This window comes from Micromonospora inyonensis (assembly GCF_900091415.1).
GTDB classification, from domain to species: domain Bacteria; phylum Actinomycetota; class Actinomycetes; order Mycobacteriales; family Micromonosporaceae; genus Micromonospora; species Micromonospora inyonensis.
This window is the reverse complement of sequence record NZ_FMHU01000002.1, coordinates 3403975-3428944: the sequence shown is the minus strand read 5'-3', so window position 1 is coordinate 3428944 and position 24970 is coordinate 3403975. Positions and strand designations below refer to the sequence as shown.

Sequence of the window (24970 nt, the reverse complement as noted above, 5' to 3'; positions counted from 1 at the left end):
CCCGACCCCCTGCTCTGTCCGTGACCGGGAAACGACTGCCGCTGGCGGCGCGGGCGTTGACCGAGCCGCATCCGTCACGCCTCGCGCCGGAGCACCCGGACCGGAAGCGGATCCTCGCCGCGCACGCCGCCGCGCTGGCGGCCGGTGCGGCCGGCTACGCCGACCCGTCGACCGGGCTCTTCGTGCTCACCGCGGGTTTCCTCGCCCGGCGCGGCACCTGCTGCGGACGCGGCTGCCGGCACTGCCCGTACGTCACGGACTGAGCCGGTCGACCGCGATCCCGCACGTGAGGCTCAGCCGGCGGCGACGAACACCCGGGAGGCGACCTCGCGGGGAAGGCGGATCTTCTCGCCGGAGCGGTCGATGGTGACCGCGTCCCGATCCTGGGCGACGGTCACCGTGGCGCCCGGGTCCACCCCGGCGGCGTGCAGTTGGCGCAGCACGTCCGCGTCGGTCTGCACGCTCTCGCAGATCCGTCGGACCGTCACCGTGCCGACGAGACCGGGGAAGGCCAGGTTGCGTTCGCCGTCGGCCGCCTCGGTGGTCGGCTGCTCCGGCGGACCCAGCTCCTCCAGCCCCGGGATCGGGTTGCCGTACGGGGACCGGGTCGGGCGGTTGAGCAGGTCGTAGACCCGCTTCTCCACCGCGTCGCTCATCACGTGCTCCCACCGGCAGGCCTCCTCGTGGGCCTCCTCGTAGGGCATGCCGATCACGTTGACCAGCAGCAGCTCGGCGAGGCGGTGCTTGCGCATCACCGAGACCGCCGTACCGCGGCCCAGCGGGGTGAGTGCGAGGTGCCGGTCGCCTTCTACGGTGAGCAGCCCGTCGCGCTCCATCCGGGCGACGGTCTGGCTGACGGTCGGACCGCTCTGCCGCAGCCGCTCGGCGATCCGGGCACGTAGCGGCGGCACCCCCTCCTCCTCGAGTTCGAGGATGGTGCGTAGGTACATCTCGGTCGTGTCGACGAGGTCGTGCCGGCCCATCTACCCCCACCTTTCATCGGAGGTATCTACGCCTTCGGTCGTGTCGACCAGATCAAGCTTCACGTCGCAGGTCCTCCCGGGAACCGATGCTACCCCGGTGACCGACCGGCGGCCGTCGGCGAACCGCCGGTCAGGGCCCGCCATGGGGTTAACTGGACGCCATGTCCGGTACCGAGGATCTCCTGATCGAGGCGGCGGAGCTGGCCGTCGAGATCGGTCACGACCACCCGCCGACCCTGCTCGACGTCCGCTGGCGGCTCACCGGCCCGCCCGGCCGGGACGACTACGCCGTCGGCCACCTGCCCGGTGCGGTCTTCGTCGACCTGGACACCGAGCTGTGCGGCCCGCCCGGTGCCGCCGGGCGGCACCCGCTGCCCGACCCGGTCGCGCTTGAGAAGGCGCTGCGCCGGGCGGGCGTCCGGCAGGGGCAGCCGGTGGTGGTGTACGACGGCGGCGACGGGATGGCCGCGGCCCGTGCCTGGTGGACGCTGCGCTGGGCCGGGCACCGGCCGGTCCGGCTGCTGCACGGGGGCTTCCCGGCCTGGGTCGCCGCCGGCCTGCCGGTCGACACCGACGTGCCCGACCCCACGCCCGGGGACGTCACCGTCCGGCCCGGTGGGCTGCCGGTGCTCGACGCCGACGCCGCAGCCCGGCTCGCCGCCGCCGACACGGCGGTACTACTCGACGTCCGGGCCGCCCCGCGCTACCGGGGCGAGACCGAGCCGATCGACCCGGTCGCCGGGCACATCCCCGGCGCGGCGAACCTGCCCGCCCCGGCGTACGTCACCGGGGGACGCTTCCCGTCCGCCGCCGTGCTGCGGGACCGGTTCGCCGACATCGGGGTCACCGACGGCCGGCCGGTCGGGGCGTACTGCGGATCCGGGGTGACCGCCGCGCAGGCGGTGCTGGCGCTGCACCTCGCCGGCCGGCCCGACGCCGCCCTCTACGTCGGCTCGTGGAGCGGCTGGGTGGCCGACCCGGACCGGCCGGTGGCCACCGGGACCGGGCCGGGACGCTGACGGGCGGCGTGCGGCGGGTCGGATCCGGCCCGCGTGCGACGATGACCCCATGGCCGACGACACGGTGGTGGTGTGGGACGAGGCGCTGCTCGCCTACGACCTCGGTGACCATCCCCTCGATCCGGTACGGGTGGAACTGACCGTCGCCCTCGCCCGCGAACTGGGCGTGCTCGACCGGCCCGGGGTGCGGCTGGTCCGGCCCGCGCCGGCCGACGAGGCGCTGCTGACCCGGGTGCACCGCCCGGACTACCTGGACGCGGTCCGGGCGGCTCCGCACGACCCGTTCTTCTCCGGGTACGGCCTGGGCACCTCGGACAATCCGGTCTTCGAGGGCATGCACGAGTCCAGCGCGCTGGTGGCCGGCGCGACCGTGGCCGCCGCCGAGGCGGTCTGGCGGGGCGAGGCACGACGCGCGGTCAGCGTGGCCGGTGGGCTGCACCACGCCATGGCCGGGCGTGCCGCCGGGTTCTGCGTCTACAACGACCCGGCGGTGGCCATCGCCCGCCTGCTCGACCTCGGCGCGGAGCGGATCGCCTACGTCGACGTGGACGTGCACCACGGGGACGGGGTGCAGCAGATCTTCTGGGACGAGCCCCGGGTGCTGACGGTCAGCGTGCACGAGACCCCGCTCGCACTCTTCCCCGGCACCGGCTTCCCGGACGAGACAGGCGGCCCGGCGGCACCGGGCAGCGCGGTGAACCTGCCACTGCCGCCGGGCACCGACGACGCCGGCTGGCAGCGGGCGTTCCACGCGGTCGTGCCGTCGGTGCTGCGCGCGTTCCGCCCCCAGGTGCTCCTCACCCAGTGCGGTGCGGACGGGCACCGCCTCGACCCCCTGGCCGACCTGCGGCTCAGCGTCGACGGGCAACGGGCCACCTACCTCGCCCTGCGGGCCCTCGCCGACGAGCTGTGCGAGGGACGCTGGGTGGCCACCGGCGGCGGGGGGTACGCCCTGGTCGAGGTGGTGCCCCGGGCCTGGACCCATCTGCTCGCGGTGGCCACCGGCGACCCGGTCGACCCGGCCACCCTCACCCCGCCGGCCTGGCGGGCCCTGGCCGCCGCCCGCCGACCCGGCCGGGAGGTGCCGCTGCGCATGGGCGACGGTGTCGACCCGGCGTACGAGCCGTGGCAGCCGACCGGCGAGCCCGACGCGGTGGACCGGGCCGTCGCCGCCACCCGCCGGTCCGTCTTTCCGCTGTTCGGGCTCGACCCGCACGACCCGAGAGACTGACCGCGCGATCCGCGCGACCGGGCGTGCGACCGAGAGAGGCGAACCAGCCGGGGAGGTGCCGGACGTGACCACGGTGGACCCGCCGGTGGACGTGCTGCTCAGCGACGGTACGACCGTCCAGCTGCGGCCGATCCACCCGGACGACGCGCCGGGCATCGTGGCGATGCACTCCCGCTTCTCCGAGCGCACCCGCTACCTGCGCTACTTCTCCCCGTACCCGCGCATCCCGGACCGGGACCTGCACCGTTTCGTGTACGTCGACCACCACGACCGGGAGGCGTTCGTCGTGCTGGCCGGCGACCGGATCGTCGCGGTCGGCCGGTACGAGCGGCTCGGCCCGCGCTCACCCGACGCCGAGGTCGCGTTCGTGGTGGAGGACGCCTACCAGGGGCGGGGTATCGGCTCGGTGCTGCTGGAACACCTCGCCGAGGCGGCCCGGCGGACCGGCATCACGTCCTTCGTCGCCGAGGTGCTCCCGGCCAACGGGGCGATGCTGCGGGTCTTCTCCGACTTCGGCTACCAGGTCCAGCGGCAGTTCGCCGACGGGGTGGTGCACCTGAGCTTCCCGATCGCCCCGACCGAGCAGACCCTCCAGGTGCAGCGGGGCCGGGAGCAGCGCACCGAGGCCCGGTCGATCGCCCGGCTGCTCGCCCCGCGTGGGGTGGCCGTCTACGGTGCCAGCGCCTCCGGCCAGGGCGTCGGCGCGGCGGTGCTCGGGCACCTGCGTGACTACGGGTTCGCCGGTGCGGTCGTCCCGGTTCATCCGCACGCGGCCACCGTCGCCGGGCTGCCCGCGTACCCGTCGGCGGCTGACGCCGGGCAGCCGGTGGACCTGGCGGTCGTCGCGGTGGCCCCGGAGGCGGTGCCGGCCGTGGTGGCCGACGCGGCGGCGGCCGGGGCGCACGGCCTGGTGGTGATCTCCGCCGGGTTCGCCGAGGCCGGTGCGGCGGGGGCGGCGGCGCAGCGGGCCCTGGTCCGCCAGGCGCACGCTGCGGGGATGCGGGTGGTCGGCCCGAACTGTCTCGGCATCGCCAACACCGACCCGGCGGTACGCCTCAACGCCACGCTCGCCCCGGGGCTGCCGCCGGCCGGTCGGGTCGGGGTCTTCAGCCAGTCCGGTGCGTTCGGGGTGGCCCTGCTCGCCGAGGCGGACCGGCGCGGCCTGGGACTGAGCAGCTTCGTCTCCGCCGGTAACCGGACGGACGTGTCCGGCAACGACCTGCTCCAGTACTGGCAGGACGACCCGGCCACCGACGTGATCATGCTCTACCTGGAGACCTTCGGTAACCCGCGCAAGTTCGCCCGGCTGACCCGGCGGATCGGTCGGGCCAAGCCGGTGGTGGCGCTCGCCTCCCCGGCCCGCCCTGCCGCCCTGCCCGGCGGCCCGGACGAGGTGGCGGTCAGCGCGCTCTTCGCCCAGTCCGGCGTGATCCGGGTCGACACCGTGGCCGAACTCCTCGACGTCGGGGTGCTGCTGGCCAAGCAGCCGTTGCCGGCCGGCCGACGGGTCGGCGTCGTCGGCAACTCCTCCGCGCTGACCGTGCTCGCCGCCACGGCCTGCGCGGCACACGGGCTCGACGTCGCCGTCGGCTACCCCCGCGACGTCGGCCCCCGGGCGGGGGCGACCGAGCTGGCCCTGGCCCTGACCGGAACCGCCGCCGACGAGCGGGTCGACTCGCTGGTCGCGGTCTTCGCCCCGCCGCTGCCGGGGCAGCTGGTGGACACTGCCGCCGACTTCGCCGCCGCGCTGGCCGGTGTGCTGGACGCGGGCAAGCCGGTGGTGGCGACCTTCCTGGCCGGCGGGGTCCCGGCCGACGTGCCGGCCTACTCCGGCGTGGAGGAGGCGGTCCGGGCGCTGGCCCGGGTCACCACCTACGCGGACTGGCTGCGCCGGCCACCGGGCACCCCGCCCGAGCTGCCCGACGTCGACCCCGCCGCGGCCGAGGCGGCGATCCGTGCCGAGGGCCCCGGCCAGGCCAACCGGCTGCTCGCCGCGTACGGCGTCGAGGTGGCCGACTCGGTGCCGGTGCGCTCCGCCGACGAGGCGGCTGCGGTCGCCGGACGGCTCGGCTTCCCGGTGGCGTTGAAGGCGGCGGCCGCCGGGCTGCGGCACCGCCTCGACCTCGGCGCGGTCCGCCTCGACCTGGCCGACCCGGCCGCGGTACGCCGCGCGTACGGCGAGATGGCAGCGGTCTTCGGGGCGGACGCTCTGGTCCAGGCGATGGTCCCGCCGGGGGTGGCGTGCGTGGTGGAGCTGGTGGAGGACCCGACGTTCGGGCCGGTGGTCGGCTTCGGCCTGGGTGGGGTCGCCACCGAGCTGCTCGGCGACCGGGCCTGGCGTGCGGTCCCGCTGACCGACCGGGACGCCCGCGAGCTGGTCGACGAGCCGCGTGCGGCACCGCTGCTGCGCGGTTACCGGGGTGCCGAACCGGTCGACCGGGAGGCCCTTGCCGACCTGTTGCTCCGGGTCGGCCGGCTCGCCGACGACCAGCCCCGGGTCCGGGCGCTGACCCTCAACCCGGTGCTGGTCCGCGCCGACGGCATCTCGGTGCTGCACGCCAGCGTCCGGATCGGTGCCGCCGCAGCCCGCCCGGACACCGGCCCCCGTCGGTTGTGACGGAGGCGGCAGCGGTGGGGTGAGGTGGTTGCAGGGGACCCCTGCTCACGGTTTCCGGTGAGGAAGGGCCCCCTGCAACCAACACCCCCCGAACCCGGTCACCCCCGGCTGGAGATCTGCTGCACCGCCCAGCCGTTGCCGTCCGGGTCCTCGAAGAAGAAGAAGCCGACGTTGTCCAGCGGGTCCGGCACCGGGCGCGGGTTCTCGCCGACGACCTGGATCTCACCCACCGGCACCCCGCGCGCGGTCAGTTCGGCGTGCGCACGGCGCAGGTCCGGCACGACGAGTTGGAGCCCCTTGAGCGACCCGGGCGGCATCCGGGGCACCGCGCCGGTGCCGATCACGACCGAACAGCCCGACCCGGGCGGGGTCAACTGGACGATCCGTACGTCGTCGCCGATCCGGGTGTCGTGGTCGACGGTGAAGCCGAGCTGCCCGGCGTAGAAATCCTTGGCCCGGTCGACGTCGGTGACCGGCACCACCACGACCTCCAGCGTCCAGTTCACGACGGCCTCCCACGATCGGTTCCCACGCGGTCGCGGCCATTCTCCGCCCCGGACGGCCGAGGGCCCCGGCGAACCGCCGGGGCCCTCGGGTGGTGCCGGTTCAGCAGGCGTAGGCCTCCAGCCGTTGCGCCCGCTCCGGGTCACGCAGCTTGAGCAGGGTGACCTTCTCGATCTGCCGGATCCGCTCCCGGGAGAGGCCGAACTCCCGGCCGACCTCGTCGAGGGTGCGCTGCCGGCCGTCGTCGAGGCCGAACCGGAGCCGGATCACCGCCTCCTCCCGCTGGGAGAGGGTGGCCAGCACGATCCGGACCTCCTGGCGGAGCTGGCCGTTGGCGATCTCGTCGCCGGGTTCCTGCCGCGGGTCGACGGCGGCGACGAAGTCGCCGAGGGCGCTCTCGCCGTCCTCGCCGACGGCCTGGTCCAGGCTGACCGGCTCCCGGTCGTACGAGATCAGCTCGATGACCTGGAACTCCGGCACCCCGAGCGCGACGGCCACCTCGGCGACGGTGGGCTCCCGGCCCAGCGAGACCGACAGCTCGCGGCGGACCCGGACCATCCGGTTGACCTGCTCGACCATGTGCACCGGGATGCGGATGGTGCGGGCCTGGTCGGCCATGGCGCGGGTGATGGCCTGGCGGATCCACCAGGTGGCGTAGGTGGAGAACTTGTAGCCCTTGGTGTAGTCGAACTTCTCGACGGCGCGGATCAGGCCGAGGTTGCCCTCCTGAATGAGGTCGAGGAAGGCCATGCCCCGCCCGGTGTAGCGCTTGGCGATGCTGACCACCAGCCGCAGGTTCGCCTCCAGCAGGTGGTCCTTGGCGGCACGGCCCTCGGCCGCGACGACCTCCAGGTCCGCCCGGAGCTGGACGGAGACCGGGGTGCAGGTGGCGAGCTTCTCCTCAGCGAAGAGGCCGGCCTCGATCCGCCGGGAGAGTTCGACCTCCTGGGCGGCGGTGAGGAGCTTGGTCCGCCCGATGCCGTTGAGGTACGCCCGGACCAGGTCGGTCGACGCGCCGCGCTCGTCGGTGGCGTCCAGGTCCGCCAGGGTCTCCATGGACGCGTGGTCGTCGGTGTCGGTCGTGGCCGGGGTCATCGCGTGCTCGCTCATCTGCAGAACCATCTCTGTCGCCTCCCCGCGTCAACTTCGCGCGTACCGGGCCAGTGGCGCCGGTGACACACAGCTTGCCGGGGAGGGCGTGAAACGGGAGTGAGGCGATCGGGGAACCGACAGGAATAGTGGGAGAACGTTGGCGGGGGTTGCCCCGCCCGGTTACGTTGCCACCGGTCGGCCCGTCGGGCCGCCACGACACAGCAAAGCGGAGGTCGGAGTGGTCTTCAAGAAGTTCATGCAGGCGATGGGGATGGGCGGTCCCTCGGTCGAGACGGTGCTGGCCAACCCCAACTGCCGGCCGGGCGGACACCTGGAGGGACGGATCCAGGTGCTCGGTGGGGACCACGCGACGGACATCGAGTACCTCGCGCTCGGGCTGGTCACCCGGGTCGAGGTGGAGAGCGGCGACAGCGAGTACGAGACCACCCAGGAGTTCCACCGCCAGCAGGTCACCGGCGCGTTCCGGCTGGAGGCCGGGCAGCGGTACGACGTGCCGTTCCGCTTCGAGGTGCCGTGGGAGACCCCGCTCACCAGCCTGTACGGCCAGCACCTGCACGGCATGACGATGGGGCTGCGCACCGAACTGGAGGTGGCGCGGGCGGTCGACAAGGGCGACCTGGACGCGGTGGCGGTGCACCCGCTGCCGGCCCAGGAGCAGATCCTCCAGGCGCTGCTGCGGCTCGGCTTCCGGTTCGCCCGGGCGGACGTGGAGCGGGGCCGTATCTACGGCGTGCAGCAGCACCTGCCGTTCTACCAGGAGATCGAGTTCTACCCCGCGCCGCAGTACGCCAGCGCGATCAACCAGCTCGAACTGACCTTCGTCACGAACCCGCAGCACATCCAGGTGGTGCTGGAGGTCGACAAGCGGGGTGGCCTGTTCACCGAGGGACGGGACGCGTTCGGCCGGTTCACCGTGGACCACGCCACCGCCGGGCAGACCGACTGGGCCGCCCAGCTCGACGGCTGGCTCCGTCAGTCCCTCCAGCGTCGCGGCCTCTTCTTCTGAACCCCTCCCCGTCCCCACCCGACCCCGAGAAGGCCGGGTGGGGAGGGGACAGAGGGCTCAGAGGTCCAGCAGGAGGGTGCGGGGGCCCACGTTGACGCTCTCGACCAGCATGTGGGCGCGGAAGCGGCCGGTGGCGACCGTGGCGCCCCTCGATCGGAGCGCCTCGACGACCTCGGTGACCAGGGGTTCGGCCACCTCGGCCGGAGCGGCGGCGGTCCAGCTCGGACGGCGCCCCTTGCGGGCGTCGCCGTAGAGGGTGAACTGACTGACCACCAGGACCGGTGCCCCGGTCTCCGCCGCCGACCGCTCCTCGTCGAGGATGCGTAGCTCGTGGATCTTGCGGGCCATCGTCCGGGCGGTCTCCGGGGTGTCCGCGTGGGTCACCCCGAGGAGGACCAGCAGGCCGTCGGTGATCGCCCCGACCACCTCGTCGTCCACCGTCACGCTGGCCCGGCCGACCGTCTGCACCACCGCCCGCATCAGGCGGTCACCGGCTCGACGAATCCCCGCTCGACCAGGTGCGCCACGATCGGGCCGGCCGCCTCGGCCAGCTCGTCCGTGGCGACGTCGTGCGCGGCGGCCAGCAGGGCGAGCTGGTCGCGCAGCGGCAACCGGCCGTCCGCGCCCCCGACCAGGGCCAGCACCAGCGGGTCGATCTCCTCGCTCCACCGCAGCCCGTGCGGCGCGGCCAGCACCTGCCGGTCCACCGCCCAGCCCTCGTCGCCCATGGTCGCCTCCTGCCGGAGCTGCAACCCCTCGGCCGCCCGGTACCGGTGCGCCAGCAGCCCCTCGGTGTCGTGGGCGCGCAGCCAGTCCTGCCGGTCGAACCAGCCGGCGACGTGGTCGCCCATCGGCGCCTCGACCCGCTGCCGCAGGTCCTCCACCCGGACCACCGGATCGTCGTGGCCGCTGTTGCGCAGGCTGACGATGCCGAAGCCGACCGCCTCCACCCGGTGCGCGTCGAACCAGTCCAGCCACGCGGCCATCCGGTGCGGGTCCGGGGTCTCGCCGACGTCGGTCAGCCACAGGTTCACGTACGCCATCGGGTCGGCCACCTCGCGCTGGACCGCCCAGGCATCCAGCCCGGTGTCGGCGAACCAGCCGGCGACCCGTTCGCCCCAGTCCTCGCCGGTGACGTGCACCCAGTTCGCCAGGTACTGCATCGTGCCACCCTCGGTGAGCAGCCCGGGGGCGGCGGCGGCCAGCTCCGCGCCGACCGCGTCGCCGACCCGGCCGGAGTCCCGGTAGACGTGGGTGGTCGTACCCGGCCCGACCACGAACGGCGGATTGCTCACCACCAGGTCGAACCGGCGGCCGGCGACCGGGGCGACCAGGTCACCCCGGAGCAACTCCCACTCCTGGCCGTTGAGCGCGGCGGTGGTGGCCGCGAAGCGCAACGCCCGCACCGAGACGTCGGTGGCGGTGACCCGGCGGGCGTGGGTGGCCAGGTGCAGGGCCTGGACGCCGGAACCGGTGCCGAGGTCGAGGGCGCTCTCCACCGGTCGGCGGACCGTCGCGCCGAGCAGGGTCTGCGTCGCCCCGCCCACGCCGAGCACGTGCTCGGCGTGCAGCGGACCGGGCCGGGCGCTGGCCGGCAGGTCGGCGAGCATCCACCAGTCGTCCCCGTACGGCTCCAGGTCGATGCCGGCGCGCAGGCCGTCGCCGTACGGCTCGACGAGCCCGGCGTCGAGGGCCTCCGCCACGGTCAGCGGCGCGAGGGCGGCGGCGACCGGCGCCGCCGGCTCGGTCTGCTCGCAGATGAACAGGCGGATCAGCGTGCCGAGCCGGTCCCGGTCCTCGGTCGCGCGCAGGGCGGCCCGGTAGTCGTTGCGGCCCATCGCGGCGGTGGCCTGCGGCCCGAGGCGGGCGGCGACGCCGGTGGCGGTGAAACCGGCGCTGGTCAGCGCGGTGCGCAACCGGTCGATCCCGGTAGGGGAGAGCAGCATGTCGTGTTCGTCCACCTCGCCATCCTGCCCTGCCGAGGAACATGGCCAGCCTGGCACCCGGCTCAGAACACTCCTCTAGCCACGGGGAGCGTGTCGAGACGCCGTGGGTAGTACCCCCGCAACGCAAAGGCCCCTCAGCGTCACGCTGAGGGGCCTTTTCTTCGCTACTGGAGAGGGTCAGGCGACCGGGCCAATCTGCTTCGCCAGGTCAACGAAGGACTGCCAGGCCGAGGGGGTGATGTGGAGGGTGCCGCCCTCCCGGTCCTTGGTGTCGCGCACCAGCACGACGCCCGGTAGGTTGTCCGCCACTTCCACGCAGTCGCCACCGCCGGAGCCGCTGCGGGTGGACTTGCGCCAGGTTGCGCCGATTAGGTCCATGACTTCACAACTTCCTTCATCAGCTCAGCCGACTGCCGGCGGGGCAGCGCCTCGCTGCGCACCGACTCCCACCGTGTCAGCAGGGTAGCCACGTCGGCCTCACGGTCGACAACGACCCCGCCCAACTGGTTCTCCAGATTAGCCACCCAGTTTCCGTCCCCACCCCTGGCCAAGATGAAGGGACCTGTCAACCCGACATGCATGGAGACCTCGTCGGGCAGGACGTGGACGCTCATGTTCGGCCGTTCGGCCATGGCCAGCAGGTGCTCTACCTCCTCCTTCATGACCTCGCGGAACCGCTGGTCGGTCCGGCGGAGAACATGCTCGTCGATCACCGCCACGAACTGCGGGCCGTTCTCCCTGATCAGGACGGATTGGCGGTCCATCCGCTCGGTAAGGCGAGTCTCGGCCTCCGCCTCGGTGAGGGTGTCATCGCAGCGGATGACCGCACGCGCGTAGTTCTCGGTCTGAAGTAGGCCCGGAACCAGGGTCGGCTGGTAGCACCTGAGCTGCGTGGCTGCCCGCTCGGCATCCAGCCAGGGCAGGAACCAGGACACCTGTCCAAGCTCCTCCGCCATCTTCAGCATCCCTTGCAGTAGGCCGCCGGTTCCTAGCACCTCGTCGGCCCTCGTCGCCAGCGGCAGATCCAGCGGACGCGAGCCCAGTTCCACCGCCGAGACCAGCGAGGCGGAGTAGTTCAGGCGTCGCCCGAACTCCTCCTGGTTCAGGCCGGCAGCGATCCGGAGTCGACGGAGCTGGGCTCGAATCATGTCGGAGTAACGGTCGGCTTCCACGGTTCCTCCAGGATTCTCGCCAAGATCGCCAGGGCCTCGCCAGAGGCAAGGGCCGGGCAGCAGGATGCCGCCGCAGCCAGCGCCAATGGCTTCCGACGGTAGCCCTGTCCTAACCAGACTGTCATGCATGCGGGCTTACTTCACGCCAGGGAGGGCTGGGGTGAGCTTCGGCCAGAGGCCGCCTAACCACCCGGCGGGGCGGCCCCTCTCCAAGTTTCGAGGTGAGTCGACGTGCGTATCCCGAGGTTCCGTCTAGACCGAGTGGCCGAGCCGATGTCGCCGAAGCGCGAATCGCGGCAATCTCTGCCTGACTGGGCGGCCGAGCGGACATACATGTTCCCAGATCTTCAGGTTGGCCGGGTCGGCAGGCTGACGCTCGCCCAGGAGAGCCGAGGGCGCGGGCGGCAAGGGCGATGAGACCTCGGCGAGCCATCCCGCACGTGGCGATGCGTCCGCTCTGGAGGTGCCGCAACTGTGGCGCGGAGTGGCCCTGCCAACCGGCACGCCTGTCCCTGCTCGCTGAGTACGAGGGCAACCGGGTCTCCCTGCTGGTCTACCTTGGCGCGTTGGCGATCGAGGCGGAAGGGCAGCTACGCCAGCTCAACCCGGACCACGAGGTCGACCTATATGGCCGCTTCACGCATTGGGCCAGGGCCCGATGAGCCGCGACCGCGCCCCGAGGGTGAGGGGTCCGCCGGCTCAACACCGCCGCAAGCCGGCCCCACCTGACGATCATTGACGGACAGACATGGAAGCAGGGGCTTCGCCCCCGCACGCGGCGCGAACCCAGTGCCGCGCTGACTGCACAGGTTGAAGGAGAAGCCGTGACTATCACCGCAGACAGATCGACCACGATCGCCTCCGATCCCCGAACCCTCGTCACGCCCGAGGTGTTCAGCAAGCTGGTCGACTACTTCGCCGCCGACCGGCACGTCACCCGGGCCTACGCAGAGCGGGCCGTCGAGCAATTCCTCGTGTTCCTGAAGGCGCACGCCGACAACGTGGGGAACCCGGACTTCGGGATGCCGCTGCCGGACGGGTCGATCGGCCGCGTCGTGCCGACTCTCCCCGTGGACGCGGTGTGGCACTCCGTGTTGCAGCACACCGTGCCATACGCCGCAGCCTGCGAGCAGATCGCAGGCGGCTTTGTCCACCACATCCCCATCCTCACCGAGGGGATGATGGACGGCACCGCCGTAACCTTCACGCTCGCGGCGCTGCATGCGACCGGGTACCGGGTCGAGATGGAATTCTGGGCCGGCGAGGCGGAATCGTGCTGCCCGCCGAACCCGCCCATGCCCGGAGAAGGTAAGTAGTAGCGAAAGGTAACCCATGCGCAGTGAGTGGACCGCTCTGCCCGACGCCGTCACGGCGGAGGTTTCCGAACGGGTCGGCGGCATCATCGACGTGTACCCGGCTCCGAGCGGCAATCACGCGGAGATCGCTTCGACTGTCACCGGCCCTGACGGCAAGGTCTTCGTCAAGGCGGCCTCTGGCGACTTGAGCGCCCGGTCACTGCGCTACGAGCTGGCGGCAACCAGGGCGGTCGCGTGGTACCCGCCTGAAGTGCTGTGGCACTTCCAGGTTGACGACTGGCTGGTGGTGGGGGTCGAACATCTGGTCGGCCCCCACCCCGACCTCTCTCCTGGCAGCCCCGATCTGGACCTGCTGGGAGTGACCTTGAAAGGGCTCCAAGAAACCCCAGCGCCAGACGGGACATGGTTCACCCCTTCGGCCCGCGTCGGGTTCTCGCATCCGGCGATGGACGGCGGGAATCTCGTCCACTCCGATCTCAACCCAGCCAACCTGATCATGACTGCAAGTGGCCTGCGGATCGTCGACTGGGCGTGGGCAACCCGGGCGGCCCCGTGGCTCGAACTCGCGCTGCTCGCCCAGTGGCTCATCGGCAGCGGCCATGCCCCCGGGCAGGCGGAGGAGTGGCTGGCGCAGTTTGCGGCCTGGGCCGCGACCGACCGCCGAGCCTTGGACGACTTCGCATCGAGGAACGCCTCGAAGTGGTCGGCCAAGGCTCGGCAGAGCAGCGAGATATGGGTGCATGACCTTGCGGCCTGGACCGGCGAGTGGGCAGCCCATCGTCGCGGATAGTGCCCAGCAGGCAGCTTGAGATTGATGGCTGGCCCGCCTCACCTTACGCAGGTACCGGCACCTTCGGCTCCCGCAGGTTCAGCTCGTCGAGTAGACGCCGCGCCCGGTCGGGGCCGGTACCCAGTACCTTCGCCGCGACCTTCACCGGTACCGTGCCGTTCGGCTTCCGGGGTACCGCCTTCGGGTCGAGCAGTACCTTCTTCAGCTCCTCGTCCCCGCTGACGTCGACCCGGGTGCCGGTACCCGCAGCGGTGCCAGCCGGCGGTGTCGCCCTTCTGCGGGGGACGGGTACCGCCGTGACCAGGGCCGGTACCTTCTTGGGCGGTGCCTTCGGGCCCGGGGGGCGATCGGCAGTACCTTCGCGCCGGCTGGCACCGGTACTGGGAAGGTGGCCGGTGGTGCCGGTACCTCGGCGGGTACCGGCTCGCGGACCGGGCCGGGCGCTGGCCGGCAGGTCGGCGAGCATCCACCAGTCGTCCCCGTACGGCTCCAGGTCGATGCCGGCGCGCAGGCCGTCGCCGTACGGCTCGACGAGCCCGGCGTCGAGGGCCTCCGCCACGGTCAGCGGCGCGAGGGCGGCGGCGACCGGCGCCGCCGGCTCGGTCTGCTCGCAGATGAACAGGCGGATCAGCGTGCCGAGCCGGTCCCGGTCCTCGGTCGCGCGCAGGGCGGCCCGGTAGTCGTTGCGGCCCATCGCGGCGGTGGCCTGCGGCCCGAGGCGGGCGGCGACGCCGGTGGCGGTGAAACCGGCGCTGGTCAGCGCGGTGCGCAACCGGTCGATCCCGGTAGGGGAGAGCAGCATGTCGTGTTCGTCCACCTCGCCATCCTGCCCTGCCGAGGAACATGGCCAGCCTGGCACCCGGCTCAGAACACTCCTCTAGCCACGGGGAGCGTGTCGAGACGCCGTGCGTAGTGCTCGGCGAGAGCCGCGAACCGCTTCGTCGCCTCGCTGGACAGCCCGCCGCTCCACGCGTCGCGGAGCCGGGTGACGGTCCCGAGCACGATTTCGACCGTCCGGTCCGGGTCCGAGTCGGCGCGTTCTGCCATCCGCCGGAAGTCGTCCAACGTGATCGCTGACGGCAGCGTCTCTCCGTTCAGGCTCAGGGCGAGCGTCGCATACGGTAGGGCTGGTAGACGGTGAGAGAGTGGAAGTCGTAGACCGGAGCCAACCTTGGGGTGCGGCCATCCGGGTAGAGGATCGCCCAGTTCTTCAGATGTGCGTCAGTGTTGCCGACGATCAACATGGCGACCAGCCGACGGACGAATTCCTCATAACCGGCGTGGCCGGTTAGCTGTCGGATCGCGGTGGCGAGCGTGTCGTAGGAAACTCCCGACTCGCTGTACTTGAACTTTGGATCGACGTCGGCGACCTGAGCGAAGTCCTCCACGTGTATTCGGCCCGTCGCAGTGCGATCGAATCGGTTGATCACATAAACCGGATCCGTGGCGTCGACCATTCCATCCGGAAGGCTAGCTACGTCCTTGGCAGGCAGGAGGTGTACGTCAGGCACCGGAAGTCCGGCAGCGTTGAGCCACCGCATGGTGAGGTATTCGTTGGTCGGTAGGTTCCGAAGAGCCTGGTCTGGAAGCTTGACGATCCACCAACCTCCATCGCCGCTCGCTGAAATCGCGAGTCGGCTTGCTGATATCGAATATTTGAGCTGTACTCCGGCCAGCGAATGTCGCAACGGGTGGTCCGAGGGGACGTCGTCGAGGTCATCCGGCATGCGGTCGTCGAAAGGTTCCTGATTCCCGTGTACGGTGACCGCTCCGGGAAGATCGCTACCGACCCGGAGCAGTAGGGTGAAGTTCCCCACGTTTCCGCCACCGAGTTCGCGCACGATTTGTCGACGCAAGGCGCCTTCGGGTAAAAGGTTGGCAAACCAGGAAGGTACCCCTACTCGTTCCCGTCGGACGATCCGTGGGGCATCCTCAAACACCTGGCCCAGTACCTGATGGTCTGGTCGGGAGAGGTCGTCCTCGTAGTGGAACTCGGACCCGCCCTGGCGGTAACGCAACTCGCCGACCCGACGACCGTGGAGTCGCACCTCGGCGACCGTCCAGTGGTTCATGTCAGGCGGCCGAACGGAGAATATCGGCCAGGGCGCGGCCATCTCGGGCACCCCACTCGGCCATCTGATCGACGTGCGTTGCGATGGCTCTTGAGCAAGCGGCGCTCCGGTGGTGGACGAAGTCACTCCACTTGCCCCTCAGGAGGAGACCTTGTCCTTCCTCGTCAATGAGATGGCTCGTAGCAACAGAGGTGGAGGCGGATGCCAGTTCACGTGGCTGTGTACGTTCGCCAGGCGGCAGGACGAGGCGATTTCCGATGGTGTCTGACAGTGGAAGTCCTTGCTGGCTCAGAAGCGGCCGCAGCGGGCTGCCATGATCCAACATTCGGGCGACATCGAGTAGTTCCCCGGTGGTCGGATCGCGGGGTTCGGCTGACAGGAGACCAAGGGCGTTGATCTTCGTCATCGCGTGATTGAAGTGGATCTTGTCAAGCTCCGGCGTGAACTCGGGAAACGGCTGCACACGCTTGAGAAGTTCGGTGGCCGCGTCCAGCGGATCCGGTACGTCTACTGCGGCCACTTGGTTCCGGATGTCCGCGACGCTGATTCCCCGCGCACGGGTGCCGGCCACTGCGCTCCTCCAAACCCATCGCCGAAGCAGTGTCGCGCAGCGATGTTCCGGCACCCCGTGTAGTCGGACAAAGCGCACCATCGTCGGTAGAACATGTGAGTAGGGCAGTAGCTTGATGTGCGGGATGCCGCAGCCGCCGCGTAGGAAGCGCACCGCATCCCCGAGCGCTCCGGCCACCTCGCGCAGTACTTCGGCGGGATCGTCCCCTGGTGCGAACTCCTGCCGGAAGTCCTCCCGGAAGACATCACCGCCGCGAAAAGCCAGGATGCAGCGGAGAGCCAGCCTGTCATCGATGGTGCCGAAGCCGAGTTCTGCTGAGAGGCGCCCCAAACCGTGTAGCGTAGTGAGATCCTCCGCCACCGCGCCGGCATGCAGGGCTTGAAAGACCTCTGACTTGGTCAGTCGTTTGCCTGTGGTGTTCATGCGGGTGAAGATCTCCAGCAGGGCGCTCTCATCCCCTGAACTAACCACGTATGTCGGAATCTGGTACTCGCGAATCGCCTTGGCGGCCTGATCGGCAAGCGTCAGCTGAGGCTCGGTCAGCCAGCCGGAGTTGTCCCGCATCCAGCGCAGGAGCACGGCGGTGTCGAGCAGAGAACTGACCGGCACCCAGGATCGGGGAGGTTGCTGACGGCTCCCGGCAGTGTGGAATTCGCCGGTGTCCAGATCGAGGTGCACCCGGAAACGGGGATCAACTGACTGGTTGGCCTGGGTCAAGGCGCCGACGAGCGACACGATGCGTTGCTGCCCGTCTACGACCCAGAGCGCCGAGGCGGATTCCGGAGCGGCTATCGAGAGCGGGCCGACCTGCAGCCGCTGAGCGGGAGCCGGGCGACGCCAGAGGAGGAGATTGCCGATGGGGAATCCGCGCAGCAGGCTGTCGAAGAGCTTGACGATGTCCGCTGCCTCCCACTTGAACGCGCGTTGAAACGGCGGCGCCTTCAGGCGGGGGAGGAAACGGATCGCCTGTGGAGCAGGACAGGGAAAGCCGGTTCGCCGCCAAGGCGAACAGGCGTCAGGTACCTGCGGTGCGCGACTGGACACACGTGGTAATCTCCGTGCGCTCGGCCGGTGACAACCAAACCGGTCGGGCCTACCGCCGGGCTGGCGGGAAGTGACGTCTGTGGAGACTGTGTAAGACCGATGGGCGGTACACCGTCCCTTGCCGGTGTTCCGGGTCGGCTGTGGTCGGTGAAGCAGAAAGCTCAACCCGCGAGGGTTGAATCCCCCTGCTTCAGCTGGGGGAGATGTCAAGCCTGTGGAGCGCTTGCGCCGCGCCGGATGCGGTCGAAGCCGAGGGCGATGGAGTGGCCCCGGGTGCCGGTGCCGGTTTGCAGGACCGATACCCGGGCCACAGGTCGTCTCCGGTACGTCGCGTCGGCCGGCATGGCCCGGCCGGGCAGGATGAGGCGTATGACGCTCTCGCTGCCCATCGACCCCGAGGCCAACCGGCTGCTCAACGACGATCCGCTGGCCCTGCTGGTCGGCATGGTCCTGGACCAGCAGATTCCGCTGGAGAAGGCGTTCACCTCGCCGTACGTGCTGGCCGAGCGGCTGGGACACACTCCGGACGCCCGGGAGTTGGCGGCGTACGACCCGGAGGCGCTGGTCGAGGTCTTCGCCCGGCCGCCGGCCCTGCACCGGTTCCCGAAGGCGATGGCGGCCCGGGTGCAGGAGGTGTGCCGGGTGCTCGTCGAGCGGTACGACGGGGATGCCGCCCGGATCTGGACCGGCGTCGCCGACGGTGCGCAGCTGCTGCGCCGCCTCACCGACCTGCCCGGTTTCGGCCGGCAGAAGGCGCAGATCTTCCTGGCCCTGCTCGGCAAGCGCTTCGACGTCCACCCGACGGGCTGGCGGGAGGCGGCCGGCGGGTACGGCGACGCGGACGCGTACCGGTCGGTGGCCGACATCACCGACGTGGCGTCGCTGCGCCGGGTCCGGGAGTACAAGCAGCAGCAGAAGGCGGCGGCCCGGGCGGCGAAAGGCTGAACCAGCTTCGGTGCACCCGGCCGTCGGCGGTGCGGACGGCGCACCCCCGCCGCCGGCCCGGCCGGCGGTCCGCTGTCGCCGGATCCGGCGACCGGGCGATCCGGGCGGGTGGCTGCGGGTGGGATCAGGCGGCGGTGGGCTGGGCGAGCGCGGCGAGGGCCCGCCGGACGTCGGCGAGGGAGACCGTCGCCGAGTCGTCCAGGTCGGCCAGGCCGGCCTCGATCCACTGCCGCATCAGCGTGGTGACCCCGAGCCCCCGGGCCTCGGCTGCGGCCCGGACCCGTTCGTACGTCTCCAGGGGCAGTCGGACCGAGCGGCTGACCATCGGCACGTCGGTGTCCGGCGTCGGCAGCCGGGCCGGCTGACCGTCGTCGACCAGTTCGGCGAGCCGGTCGCCGCCCTCGTGGAACTGCCTGGTCGCGTCGTCGCGGTTCATCGTCCCGGCCTCCTCATCGGCGCGATCTCCGCACGGCGTCCTCGTAGCGCTTGGCCTCCACGTCACTGAGGTCGCGGGCGGAGAGGATGTCCCAGTCGTTGTCGAGTCCGTCGGCCGCGGCGAGCAGCACGGCCAGCCGTCGCCCCCGGCGGGCGGCGGCGTAGACGATCATCACGTCGTCGCCCAGGTGTCGGATCACACCCGGCGGGAGCTGTGCAGAGCCTCCCAGACCTCGCCCGGAGAGACGCCGTAGACCCGCAGGTTGACCAGTGCCTGCTCGGTGACGCTGAACCGAGTGCCCACTCCGCGGAGCGTACCACGCGCGTAACACGGAATCCGTCGCGTCGATTGTCGCCGTCACCGGCCGGGAGGTGACAGGATGAGTCGAATCCCTCGAGGAGGTCGTGGTGAAGCGACAGGCGTACGAGCCGATCCTGATCACCGACGCCCCGCGCAGCCAGGACGACCAGCTCAACAGCCGCCAGCGACGGTACGTCGTGATGATGTCCATCCGGGCGGCCTGCCTGGTCGCCGGAGCCGTCCTGGTCGGCGTGGAGGCCCCGCTGCTCTGGCTCTGGCTGCCGCTCTGCGGCATCGGCATGGTGCTCATCCCCTGGCTGGCCGTGCTGATCGCCAACGACCGGCCGCCCAAGGAGGAGCACCGCATGTTCCACCGGGCACCGCGCCGGGAGGCACCCCCGCCGCGCAGCCTCGCCGCCACCGAGGAGCGCCCGCACCGGGTCATCGACGCCGAGCTGTAGAACCCGACCTCACCGGGTCGGTCGCGCGCCGATCCCGGCGACCGCACGGGCACCCAGCTCACCGGCACGGGCCAGTGCCACCGCTGGGGTCGCCCCGACCAGCCAGCCGGCGAGCAGCCCGGCCGCGAAGGCGTCCCCGGCCCCGGTGACGTCGACCACCGTCACCGGCCGTGCGGGTGCCGTCGTCACCGCGCCGTCCGGCCCGGCCCACACCGCCCCCGCCGACCCGCACTTGACCACCACGTGTCGTGCCGTGGCCGTCAGCGCTCGGGCCTGCTGCGTCGAATCGGTGCGGCCGGCGAGCGCCTCGGCCTCGTCGGTGTTGACCAGGAGCAGGTCGACGTCGCGTACCCAGTCCAGGAAGGCGGTCGCGCCGACGAGCCGCAACGGCGCCGCGGAGGCCGCGTCGACGCTGGTGGTGAGGCCGGCAGCGCGTGCGGCGGCCAACGCCGCCAGTCCCGCGTCGCGCGACGCGGCGTCCAGCAGCGGGTACGCCGACAGGTGCAGGTGCCGCGCGTCCGGCAGCGCGGCCAGGGCCTGCCGCACCTGTGCGCCGGTCAGCCGCTCGTTCGCCCCCCGCTCGGTGAGCATGGTCCGCTCCTCGCCGGAGGCCAGCACCACCACGCTGCCGGTCGGTCGGTCGGGGTATGCGGTAACCGCGCAGTCGACCCCGGCGCGGGTCAGCTCGACGACCCGCGCCCGGCCCGCCTCGTCGTCGCCGACCGCCCCGACCAGGGTGACCGGTACGCCCACCTCAGCGAGCCAGGCGGCGGTGTTGGCGGCCTGGCCGCCCCCGCCGACCCGGATCGTGGCCGGGGTGTCCGAACCGGTCGCCAGCGGCCGGGCGACCACCGCGACCACGTCGGTCACAACGTCGCCGACCACGACCACCCGACCCGGACGGCTCATCCGGCGACGGTCCCGGCGGCGGCCACCGCGATCCGGGCGGCCAGGTCCGCGTTGCGCAGGATGATCCGGACGTTCACCACCAGGCTCGCGCCCTCGGTGGCCGAGTGGAAGTGGGCGAGCAGGTACGGCGTCACCGCCTTGCCGGTCACCCCGTCCCGGTCGAGCAGGGCCAGCCCGTCGGCGAGGGTGCGGTCGTGCAGGTCCCGGTCGAGCTGTTCGTCGACGGGAAGCGGGTTGGCCACCACCAGCCCGCCGTCGTGCAGACCGTGCGCGGCGCGGGCGGCCAGCACCGCCGCCACCTGCTCCGGCGAGTCGACCGACCAGTCCAGGTCGAACCCGCCGTCGGTGACGAAGAAGCCCGGGAACCGGTGGGTACGGTAGCCGACCACCCCGACGCCGAGCGTCTCCATCCGCTCCAGGGTCGCCCCCACGTCGAGGATCGACTTGACCCCGGCGCAGACCACCGCGATCGGGGTGCGGGCCAGGGTGGTCAGGTCGGCCGACTCGTCGAAGGACTGCGCGGCCTCCCGGTGCACCCCGCCGAGCCCACCGGTGGCGAAGACCCGGATCCCCGCCGCCGCGGCCACCGCGCTGGTCGCGGCGACCGTCGTCGCGCCGTCCGCACCCGCCGCCGCCGCCACCGCCAGATCGCGTACGGAGAGCTTCGCCACGCCGTCGGCGGTGGCGAGTCGGGTCAGTTCGGCGTCGTCGAGCCCCACCACCAGCCGGCCGCCCACCATGCCGATGGTCGCCGGCACCGCCCCCGCGTCGCGTACCGCCTGTTCGACCTGCCGGGCCACCCGCAGGTTGTCCGGCCGGGGCAGGCCGTGCGAGACGATGGTGCTCTCCAGGGCGACCACCGGACGCCCGTCCCGCAGCGCCTCGGCGACCTCGTTGCCGTGTTGAATGTGAAAGTCGGTCACGCCGCCACCGTACGGCGCGGGGCGGGGGCCTCTCCGGTGGACCACGCGGAAGTGACCTGCCAGACTGGAAAGTTGGAGGTGTGACGTGAGCACAGAGGTTCTCGAGCGTCCGGAGCTGAAGGACGCCGATACCGGCCCGGAGATGTTCCACTACGTCCGGAAGGAGAAGATCGCCGAAAGTGCCGTGATGGGTACGTTCGTGGTGGCGCTCTGCGGGGAGACCTTCCCGGTGACCAAGGCGGCCAAGCCCGGTTCCCCGGTGTGTCCCGCGTGCAAGGAGATCTACGACTCCTGGGGCGACTGACCGTGGGCGGCCCGCCCGGCCGCCCACGTAACCTGCGGCGGTGACCACCTCCACCGCCCTGCTCCTGGCCGACCTGGTCGGCGTGGCCGTCTTCGCCGCCTCCGGGGCCTCCGCCGCGGTGGTCAAACGACTCGACCTCTTCGGTGTCGTCTTCGTCGGCTTCGTCGCCGCCCTCGGCGGCGGCATCCTGCGGGACCTCGTCGTCGACGAGGTCCCCCCACTCGCCTTCGCCGACTGGCGGTACGCCACCACCGCCGTGCTCACCTCGGCGGTCGTGTTCCGGTGGCACCCCCACCTCGCCCGGTTGCGGACCACCGTGCTGGTGCTGGACGCGGCCGGGCTGGCCCTGTTCACCGTCACCGGCACGCTCCGCGCCCTGGACGCGCAGGTGCCGCCGGTCGGCGCGTGCCTGGTCGGCATGCTGACCGGGATCGGCGGCGGCCTGGGCCGGGACCTGCTCACCGGGGAGATCCCGGTCGTGCTGCGCCGGGAGATCTACGCGGTGGCCGCCCTGGTCGGGGCGACCGCGGTGGCGGCGTTGGACGGTCTCGGCCGCACCGGGCCGGTCCCGCTGACCGCCGCGGCGGTGCTGGTCTTCGGGCTCCGCCTGGTCGCCCTCCGCCGGCGCTGGTCCGCCCCGGTGCCCGTCCTCCGGCCGCCCCACGCCCCCGACGGGCAGCCGCCCGCCTCCTGACGGCGACGGTGCGGGCTGTGTGGTTGCAGCTGCGGGCTGTGTGGTTGCAGGGGACCCCTCCTACCGCTTTCTGGCGAGGAAGGGCCCCCTGCAACCACACACCGGCGGGAGAAGGCACCACCCACCACACGTCCGGCGGGAGCCGGTGGGCCGTGGGGCGTGGCCGGTGTGACCGGCGGCGCGTGGTGTCGACGGGCACCCGCGAGGGTGTCCTGGTTATGCTGATCCGGCCTTCGCGGCATCCGCGCGCGGAGGCGTTTTCATGGGCGGCGGTACCCGTGGCCCCGGCGGGTTCCGCCTGCGGCGGTCGAAGACCTACGGCGGTCGGAGAGGAGCGGTTGCGTGCCTGCCCCGTTGCCGGCGATCGAGACGTTTCCGCCACTGCGTGCCTGGCAGCGCAAGGCCCTGGTGGAGTACCTGCGCCGCCGGGATCCCGACTTCACGGCGGTCGCCACCCCCGGGGCGGGTAAGACCACCTTCGCCCTGCGGATCGCGGCGGAGTTGCTTGTCGACGGCACCGTCGACGCGGTCACCGTGGTCGCCCCGACCGAGCACCTGAAGACCCAGTGGGCTCTGGCGGCGGCGCGGGTCGGCATCCAGCTCGACTCCGCCTTCCGCAATGCCGACCTGCACTCCTCCGCCGACTTCCACGGCGCGGTGGTCACCTACGCGCAGGTGGGAATGGCACCCCACGTGCACAAACGGCGCACCCTGACCCGTCGGACCCTGGTCATCCTCGACGAGATCCACCACGCTGGGGACTCCCGGTCCTGGGGTGACGGGGTGAAGGCGGCCTTCGAACCAGCGGTACGCCGGCTGATGCTCACCGGTACGCCGTTCCGCTCCGACGACAATCCCATCCCGTTCGTCACCTACGAGCGGGGCGGGGACGGCCTGCTCCGTTCCCGTGCCGACTCGGTCTACGGCTACTCCGACGCGCTCCGCGACGGCGTGGTCCGGCCGGTGCTGTTCCTGGCGTACTCGGGGGAGACCCGGTGGCGCACCAACGCGGGGGAGGAACTGGCCGCCCGGCTGGGCGAGCCGATGACCCAGGATCTCGTCGCGCAGGCCTGGCGTACCGCCCTCGACCCGGCGGGCGACTGGATGCCCCAGGTCCTGCGCGCCGCGGACGCCCGGCTGACCGTGCTGCGCACGGCGGGCATGAGCGACGCCGGTGGCCTGGTGATCGCCAGCGACCAGCAGACCGCCCGGTCGTACGCCAAGCTGATCGAACAGGTGACCGGCGAGAAGGCGGCCGTGGTCCTCTCCGACGACGTCGGCGCCTCGGCCCGGATCGCCAGCTTTGCGGCCTCCAACCAGCGCTGGATGGTCGCGGTGCGGATGGTCTCGGAGGGGGTCGACATCCCCCGCCTGGCGGTCGGCGTCTACGCGACCAGCGCCAGCACACCGTTGTACTTCGCCCAGGCGATCGGGCGGTTCGTGCGGGCCCGTCGCACCGGGGAGACCGCATCGGTCTTCCTGCCGAGCGTCCCGCACCTGCTCGGACTGGCCAGTGAGATGGAGGCCGAGCGCGACCACGTGCTCGGCAAGCCCAAGGAGGCCGACGGCTTCGACGACGACCTGCTGGAGCGGGCCCAGCGGGACGACCAGGCCAGCGGCGAGCTGGAGAAGCGTTTCGCCGCGCTGTCCGCCACCGCCGAACTCGACCAGGTGATCTTCGACGGCGCCTCGTTCGGCACCGCCGCCCAGGCCGGGACGCCGGAGGAGGAGGAGTACCTCGGTCTCCCCGGCCTGCTCTCCGCCGACCAGGTGGCGCTGCTGCTGAGCAAGCGGCAGGCCGAGCAGCTCGCCGCCCAGCGCCGGCGTTCCGCGACCCGCACGGCGGAACCGGCCGTCGCCGCGCCGCCGGCCCCGCCGCCGATGAACGCCGCCCAGCGTCGGGTGGCGCTCCGGCGGCAGCTCAACGCCCTGGTGGCCGCCCGGCACCATCGCACCGGCCAGCCCCACGGCAAGATCCACGCGGAGTTGCGTCGGCTCTGCGGCGGGCCGCCCAGCGCCCAGGCCACCATCGAGCAGCTCGAGGAACGCATCGCCACCGTCCAGACCCTCTGATCGCCCCCCCCGTCCCGCTCCGGCGTGAGTGTCGGGGTGGCGCGGCGGTGCCGGGACGGCCGGCTGCCGGGGCGCCCTGTCGGCTGCCGGCCAGCGGGGCACGGCGGTGCCGGGGACGGGGGCGGGGACGACTGGTCGGTGCGGCGGAGCCGTGGGCGGGACCGGACACCGGGCCAGGACCCGGACATACGAGAGGACCGGGAGCCCGCAAGCGGGCTCCCGGTCCTGCCATATGTCGGTTGTGCGGTTAGTTCGCCATCAGATCGGCGCCACGCCAGGTGAACTCCGGGTCCGTCGCGTACCGCACGGTGATCTTCACGAGATCCTCCGCGTACTTGTTCGCGTGGTGCCCACAGAACACCAGCTCGCTCCCACCAGCCAGAGTGATGCGGAGCTTGCCGGCAGCATTGCAGCGGTCGCACCGTTCATCGGCGGCTGGGGGAGCCACCGTCTCGGGCGGCGGCGTGAGGGTCGGGGTCATCGCCTTCCTCCTCTGGTCGTCACCGATGAACACTCTCGTCGGTCATTGCTCACCTATCGT

General features: G+C 71.9%; 28 protein-coding genes and 1 pseudogene. 13 read left to right on the top strand and 16 right to left on the bottom strand.

Going from position 1 to position 24970, the window contains the following annotated elements:
• Positions 1-20 precede the first annotated feature (20 nt).
• Complete coding sequence (locus tag GA0074694_RS29600; RefSeq protein WP_091463166.1) at positions 21-263, top strand: DUF5522 domain-containing protein; 243 nt, start codon at positions 21-23, stop codon at positions 261-263.
• A 30-nt stretch (positions 264-293) separates the two neighbouring features.
• On the opposite strand, the gene GA0074694_RS29595 is transcribed toward GA0074694_RS29600, so the two are convergent.
• Complete coding sequence (locus tag GA0074694_RS29595; RefSeq protein ID WP_091463165.1) at positions 294-983, bottom strand: iron-dependent transcriptional repressor DtxR; 690 nt, start codon at positions 981-983, stop codon at positions 294-296.
• 161 nt (positions 984-1144) lie between these two features.
• Here GA0074694_RS29595 and GA0074694_RS29590 point away from each other — a divergent pair, with 161 nt between their 5' ends.
• From GA0074694_RS29590 to GA0074694_RS29580, 3 genes are all read left to right on the top strand, one after another.
• Positions 1145-2002: a sulfurtransferase gene (locus GA0074694_RS29590; protein WP_091463164.1), complete on the top strand. Its 858-nt coding sequence runs from the start codon at positions 1145-1147 to the stop codon at positions 2000-2002.
• 49 nt (positions 2003-2051) lie between these two features.
• Positions 2052-3233: an acetoin utilization protein AcuC gene (locus GA0074694_RS29585; RefSeq protein WP_091463163.1), complete on the top strand. Its 1182-nt coding sequence runs from the start codon at positions 2052-2054 to the stop codon at positions 3231-3233.
• Positions 3234-3297: 64 nt separating this feature from the next.
• Positions 3298-5850: a bifunctional acetate--CoA ligase family protein/GNAT family N-acetyltransferase gene (locus tag GA0074694_RS29580; protein WP_091463162.1), complete on the top strand. Its 2553-nt coding sequence runs from the start codon at positions 3298-3300 to the stop codon at positions 5848-5850.
• Between the two features lie 98 nt (positions 5851-5948).
• Here GA0074694_RS29580 and GA0074694_RS29575 read toward each other — a convergent pair whose 3' ends face one another.
• Both GA0074694_RS29575 and sigB read right to left on the bottom strand, forming a co-directional pair.
• Positions 5949-6356, bottom strand: a complete 408-nt coding sequence (locus GA0074694_RS29575) for a VOC family protein (protein ID WP_091463161.1) — start codon at positions 6354-6356, stop codon at positions 5949-5951.
• A gap of 100 nt (positions 6357-6456) precedes the next feature.
• Positions 6457-7464 (bottom strand): RNA polymerase sigma factor SigB, encoded by a 1008-nt coding sequence (gene sigB, locus GA0074694_RS29570; protein ID WP_281190362.1) that lies wholly within the window; start codon positions 7462-7464, stop codon positions 6457-6459.
• Between the two features lie 220 nt (positions 7465-7684).
• Here sigB and GA0074694_RS29565 point away from each other — a divergent pair, with 220 nt between their 5' ends.
• The gene (locus tag GA0074694_RS29565) at positions 7685-8473 is read left to right on the top strand and encodes a sporulation protein (protein ID WP_091463160.1); all 789 of its coding nucleotides are present in this window, start codon (positions 7685-7687) and stop codon (positions 8471-8473) included.
• Positions 8474-8530: 57 nt separating this feature from the next.
• Here GA0074694_RS29565 and dtd read toward each other — a convergent pair whose 3' ends face one another.
• The 4 genes from dtd to GA0074694_RS29545 form a co-directional block, all read right to left on the bottom strand.
• Positions 8531-8953 (bottom strand): D-aminoacyl-tRNA deacylase, encoded by a 423-nt coding sequence (gene dtd, locus GA0074694_RS29560; protein WP_091463159.1) that lies wholly within the window; start codon positions 8951-8953, stop codon positions 8531-8533.
• Positions 8953-10434 (bottom strand): DUF7782 domain-containing protein, encoded by a 1482-nt coding sequence (locus GA0074694_RS29555; RefSeq protein ID WP_176738161.1) that lies wholly within the window; start codon positions 10432-10434, stop codon positions 8953-8955. The genes dtd and GA0074694_RS29555 overlap by 1 nt, the downstream gene beginning before the upstream one ends.
• A gap of 162 nt (positions 10435-10596) precedes the next feature.
• A complete protein-coding gene (locus GA0074694_RS29550) occupies positions 10597-10797 on the bottom strand; it encodes a DUF397 domain-containing protein (protein WP_091463158.1) in 201 nt (66 codons plus the stop codon).
• Positions 10788-11591 carry a helix-turn-helix domain-containing protein gene (locus tag GA0074694_RS29545; RefSeq protein ID WP_091463157.1) on the bottom strand — a complete coding sequence of 268 codons (804 nt, stop codon included), beginning with the start codon at positions 11589-11591 and terminating at the stop codon, positions 10788-10790. Before GA0074694_RS29545 ends, GA0074694_RS29550 begins: the two co-directional genes overlap by 10 nt.
• 413 nt (positions 11592-12004) lie before the next feature.
• Here GA0074694_RS29545 and GA0074694_RS29540 point away from each other — a divergent pair, with 413 nt between their 5' ends.
• From GA0074694_RS29540 to GA0074694_RS29530, 3 genes are all read left to right on the top strand, one after another.
• A complete protein-coding gene (locus GA0074694_RS29540; RefSeq protein ID WP_091463156.1) occupies positions 12005-12253 on the top strand; it encodes a flavin reductase in 249 nt (82 codons plus the stop codon).
• Between the two features lie 162 nt (positions 12254-12415).
• Complete coding sequence (locus GA0074694_RS29535) at positions 12416-12907, top strand: glycine-rich domain-containing protein (protein ID WP_091463155.1); 492 nt, start codon at positions 12416-12418, stop codon at positions 12905-12907.
• Positions 12908-12923: 16 nt separating this feature from the next.
• A complete protein-coding gene (locus GA0074694_RS29530) occupies positions 12924-13697 on the top strand; it encodes a phosphotransferase (protein ID WP_091463154.1) in 774 nt (257 codons plus the stop codon).
• Positions 13698-14127: 430 nt separating this feature from the next.
• On the opposite strand, the pseudogene GA0074694_RS29525 reads toward GA0074694_RS29530, so the two are convergent.
• From GA0074694_RS29525 to GA0074694_RS29510, 4 genes and pseudogenes are all read right to left on the bottom strand, one after another.
• Positions 14128-14514: pseudogene (locus GA0074694_RS29525) on the bottom strand (DUF7059 domain-containing protein); the annotation flags it as partial.
• 47 nt (positions 14515-14561) lie between these two features.
• Entirely contained in the window at positions 14562-14762 is a 201-nt protein-coding gene (locus GA0074694_RS29520; protein WP_176738160.1) for a hypothetical protein, read from the bottom strand.
• A 35-nt stretch (positions 14763-14797) separates the two neighbouring features.
• Complete coding sequence (locus GA0074694_RS29515) at positions 14798-15769, bottom strand: type II toxin-antitoxin system HipA family toxin (protein WP_218105836.1); 972 nt, start codon at positions 15767-15769, stop codon at positions 14798-14800.
• 1 nt (position 15770) lies between these two features.
• Positions 15771-17384 (bottom strand): GmrSD restriction endonuclease domain-containing protein, encoded by a 1614-nt coding sequence (locus GA0074694_RS29510; RefSeq protein ID WP_176738159.1) that lies wholly within the window; start codon positions 17382-17384, stop codon positions 15771-15773.
• Positions 17385-17744: 360 nt separating this feature from the next.
• Between GA0074694_RS29510 and GA0074694_RS29505 the strand changes: the two genes are divergently transcribed.
• Positions 17745-18329 (top strand): HhH-GPD-type base excision DNA repair protein, encoded by a 585-nt coding sequence (locus GA0074694_RS29505; RefSeq protein ID WP_091463150.1) that lies wholly within the window; start codon positions 17745-17747, stop codon positions 18327-18329.
• A gap of 124 nt (positions 18330-18453) precedes the next feature.
• On the opposite strand, the gene GA0074694_RS29500 is transcribed toward GA0074694_RS29505, so the two are convergent.
• Entirely contained in the window at positions 18454-18765 is a 312-nt protein-coding gene (locus tag GA0074694_RS29500) for a hypothetical protein (protein WP_091463149.1), read from the bottom strand.
• Positions 18766-18778: 13 nt separating this feature from the next.
• Complete coding sequence (locus tag GA0074694_RS33475) at positions 18779-18964, bottom strand: hypothetical protein (protein WP_245714974.1); 186 nt, start codon at positions 18962-18964, stop codon at positions 18779-18781.
• Positions 18965-19172: 208 nt separating this feature from the next.
• Between GA0074694_RS33475 and GA0074694_RS29490 the strand changes: the two genes are divergently transcribed.
• A complete protein-coding gene (locus GA0074694_RS29490) occupies positions 19173-19526 on the top strand; it encodes a DUF3099 domain-containing protein (protein WP_091464324.1) in 354 nt (117 codons plus the stop codon).
• Between the two features lie 9 nt (positions 19527-19535).
• On the opposite strand, the gene GA0074694_RS29485 is transcribed toward GA0074694_RS29490, so the two are convergent.
• Positions 19536-20435 (bottom strand): carbohydrate kinase family protein, encoded by a 900-nt coding sequence (locus tag GA0074694_RS29485; protein ID WP_091463148.1) that lies wholly within the window; start codon positions 20433-20435, stop codon positions 19536-19538.
• Positions 20432-21358 carry a pseudouridine-5'-phosphate glycosidase gene (locus GA0074694_RS29480; RefSeq protein WP_091463147.1) on the bottom strand — a complete coding sequence of 309 codons (927 nt, stop codon included), beginning with the start codon at positions 21356-21358 and terminating at the stop codon, positions 20432-20434. The genes GA0074694_RS29485 and GA0074694_RS29480 overlap by 4 nt, the downstream gene beginning before the upstream one ends.
• Positions 21359-21443: 85 nt before the next feature.
• Between GA0074694_RS29480 and GA0074694_RS29475 the strand changes: the two genes are divergently transcribed.
• The 3 genes from GA0074694_RS29475 (at position 21444) to GA0074694_RS29465 (ending at position 24429) form a co-directional block, all read left to right on the top strand.
• The gene (locus GA0074694_RS29475) at positions 21444-21662 is read left to right on the top strand and encodes a DUF3039 domain-containing protein (protein WP_091463146.1); all 219 of its coding nucleotides are present in this window, start codon (positions 21444-21446) and stop codon (positions 21660-21662) included.
• Between the two features lie 40 nt (positions 21663-21702).
• Positions 21703-22356 carry a trimeric intracellular cation channel family protein gene (locus GA0074694_RS29470; RefSeq protein WP_091463145.1) on the top strand — a complete coding sequence of 218 codons (654 nt, stop codon included), beginning with the start codon at positions 21703-21705 and terminating at the stop codon, positions 22354-22356.
• A gap of 342 nt (positions 22357-22698) precedes the next feature.
• Entirely contained in the window at positions 22699-24429 is a 1731-nt protein-coding gene (locus tag GA0074694_RS29465) for a DEAD/DEAH box helicase (protein ID WP_091463144.1), read from the top strand.
• Between the two features lie 247 nt (positions 24430-24676).
• Here GA0074694_RS29465 and GA0074694_RS29460 read toward each other — a convergent pair whose 3' ends face one another.
• On the bottom strand, positions 24677-24910 hold the full coding sequence (locus tag GA0074694_RS29460; RefSeq protein ID WP_091463143.1) for a DUF7455 domain-containing protein: 234 nt from the start codon (positions 24908-24910) through the stop codon (positions 24677-24679).
• Positions 24911-24970: the final 60 nt, after the last annotated feature.

Coding starts and splice junctions, on each gene's coding strand:
- GA0074694_RS29485 (WP_091463148.1), bottom strand. CDS start 20,435: ATGAGCCGTCCGGGTCGGGTGGTCGTGGTCGGCGACGTTGTGACCGAC.
- GA0074694_RS29540 (WP_091463156.1), top strand. CDS start 12,005: ATGAGACCTCGGCGAGCCATCCCGCACGTGGCGATGCGTCCGCTCTGG.
- dtd (WP_091463159.1), bottom strand. CDS start 8,953: ATGCGGGCGGTGGTGCAGACGGTCGGCCGGGCCAGCGTGACGGTGGAC.
- sigB (WP_281190362.1), bottom strand. CDS start 7,464: ATGAGCGAGCACGCGATGACCCCGGCCACGACCGACACCGACGACCAC.
- GA0074694_RS29530 (WP_091463154.1), top strand. CDS start 12,924: ATGCGCAGTGAGTGGACCGCTCTGCCCGACGCCGTCACGGCGGAGGTT.
- GA0074694_RS29590 (WP_091463164.1), top strand. CDS start 1,145: ATGTCCGGTACCGAGGATCTCCTGATCGAGGCGGCGGAGCTGGCCGTC.
- GA0074694_RS29595 (WP_091463165.1), bottom strand. CDS start 983: ATGGGCCGGCACGACCTCGTCGACACGACCGAGATGTACCTACGCACC.
- GA0074694_RS29550 (WP_091463158.1), bottom strand. CDS start 10,797: ATGGACCTAATCGGCGCAACCTGGCGCAAGTCCACCCGCAGCGGCTCC.
- GA0074694_RS29500 (WP_091463149.1), bottom strand. CDS start 18,765: ATGAACCGCGACGACGCGACCAGGCAGTTCCACGAGGGCGGCGACCGG.
- GA0074694_RS29460 (WP_091463143.1), bottom strand. CDS start 24,910: ATGACCCCGACCCTCACGCCGCCGCCCGAGACGGTGGCTCCCCCAGCC.
- GA0074694_RS29505 (WP_091463150.1), top strand. CDS start 17,745: ATGAGGCGTATGACGCTCTCGCTGCCCATCGACCCCGAGGCCAACCGG.
- GA0074694_RS29515 (WP_218105836.1), bottom strand. CDS start 15,769: ATGAACCACTGGACGGTCGCCGAGGTGCGACTCCACGGTCGTCGGGTC.
- GA0074694_RS29585 (WP_091463163.1), top strand. CDS start 2,052: ATGGCCGACGACACGGTGGTGGTGTGGGACGAGGCGCTGCTCGCCTAC.